This window comes from Luteirhabdus pelagi (assembly GCF_016827595.1).
Taxonomy (GTDB): domain Bacteria; phylum Bacteroidota; class Bacteroidia; order Flavobacteriales; family Flavobacteriaceae; genus Luteirhabdus; species Luteirhabdus pelagi.
On the sequence record NZ_JAECMS010000019.1, the window covers coordinates 1 to 2,198 of the forward strand.

General features: G+C 28.9%; 1 protein-coding gene. It reads right to left on the bottom strand.

The features are described from left to right. Positions 1-152: 152 nt before the first annotated feature. On the bottom strand, positions 153-2,075 hold the full coding sequence (locus I4Q58_RS15350) for a HEAT repeat domain-containing protein (protein ID WP_203296791.1): 1,923 nt from the start codon (positions 2,073-2,075) through the stop codon (positions 153-155). Between the last annotated feature and the right edge of the window lie 123 nt (positions 2,076-2,198).

The following is a 2,198-nucleotide window of genomic DNA, read 5'->3' on the forward strand; positions in this document are numbered from 1 at the left end:
TGCCAACGGTCTTGTATAACGCTTCTCGTTAAGCGGTTTTGTATTTTACGTAATTTTCAGATAAGGATTTTGATTAGAAAACATGTCAGACTTTTCAACGGTTTAACCAACCCCGCTTAATGAGCGTTATACGTTGTTGCCAGTAGTGTTTTTTAGTTTAGGTTTAATTTACAACTATCAATTGCTTTATTTAACTTCCTCTTCTCATAATCCGTTTTTGCATATTCATATTCAGATAACTTTTGTAAAAAAATCAAATCCTCTTTGTCGGGATTATTTGAAACATACTTTAGAAATTCTGTCATTAGTCCATCTTTAAATTCTAAAGGCTCACTTCCTCCTAAATTTTGAACCATATAACCAGTTGTAAGCCTTATATTCTCTTTGTTATAACCTTGTTCAACTAATTTATCTCGAACAGAATTAAAAGTCGGCTCAATTTCTTTCCATTCATTTTGGTTAGAGTTTATTATTACATTCAACGAATAGTCAATAATTACATCAGTTTTCGAGTCGATTTGTAACAAAAATTCAATTCTTTCAATGTCAGATTCTTTTTCCACTAATGAAATTTGTTTTCTAAATTCATTCTCAACATTTTGTTTCTTATCAAAAAGAAGATTGTCTTTTCTGAATTTTGAATTAAAACCATAATATTCAAACATTACATCATAGATAAGTGATTTTACCTCTATCATTTTTAATTGATTGAATGATGAAATATATTCTTGAAGCCAGTCTTTTTTATTGTCAATACTTTCACCTCTTTTCATTTCCATTACTTTCTTAAAATCTGAGATGAGAAATTCTCTGACTTCTTCATTGTCAAAATTAGAAAGTCCGCAACACCAAGAAATTGTAAACTCCTTACTAGGGTGAATAGTTCTGTCGTGATTTGAGATATATGACATTAATGATGGAATACATTCTGTCAAATTATGTTCCGTTATTAAATCACATATTTCATAAATTAAGTCATTTGTACCCTTTTCTAAATGACTATTTAAGTAAGGTATATAATCTTTAGTTCCAAGTTTATTGAGAACATTGAATGTTGTCATAAATAAGTATTCATTTTCCGTATTCAGTACTGGCAATAATTTTGGAATTGCTGGTTTGTAGTTTAAGTCTCCCAAAGTTTTTATGATTTCAATTTTTCCTCCATCCACGCTATTCTGAACTGGGTTCATTAAGTTTTGAGGATAAATACCATCTTCTCCAGCCTTTGAAAGCTTTGATAGTAATATTGGTCCAATAAAGTCAGAACCTTCTGTTGATAATTGTCTCACAGCCTCTCCTTGTACTACGCTGTTTTCGTTATCAAGTAATTTAACTAATAAATCTCTTGACGAATTACCTTTTACATTACCTAATAGTTTTGCTAAAGCATAAAGCGAATTTTCTATATTAGTTTTATAAATGTCTTCGTAAATAGAATCATATTTTTTATATGATGTCAGATATAACATCATCAAAATTTGTGACGCTTTATCATTAGATAAATTATCGGAAAGCTCGGATAATAGATAATTATGAAAATTCTTTCTTTTACTTCTAAATGAATTTAAAAACTGTTCAAATTCTTTAAGTGAATAAAATTTTTGGTTATCATAAAATGTAGTTTGAATCAAATCATATTGTACTTTTTTTGACTTGACTTTTAAGTCTCCTGATGTTGGTGTCCAAACATAGTAAGCATTGTTGTTTTTTAAGGCATTGACATAAGTTATGAGTTCTTTGTCTTCTTTTATTTGTTCTTCCCAATACTCGAGATTTCTTTTTGAAGGCTTATTCTCATTTAAAAAAACTATGAATTTATCTCCAATTTTCATTTTGTCAATCGGACCATAACGATTACTAAAACCTGAAATCCAGATTATATCCGAATTGACTTTTCCTTTATAGATTTTTAGAATTTTTGCTTGTGCTCTAAAATCGCCATTACTTATATATTCAACAAGAGCAATAGCATCTGATTCAGCTATCATTTTTTTCCAACTTGGGTCTTTCCAACTATCGGCTTTTGCAGTTAGATGAATAAATATTAGGAAGAATATAAATAATAGTTTTTTCATTTTTTTTGTTTTCTCTAAACTAATTCCATTTCCTTAATTAGAATAATAGAAATGAGTTAACTGTTCATATGGATGAGTAAATAATCTTGGATTACGATGTTTCTCGACATTACTGGCAACGGT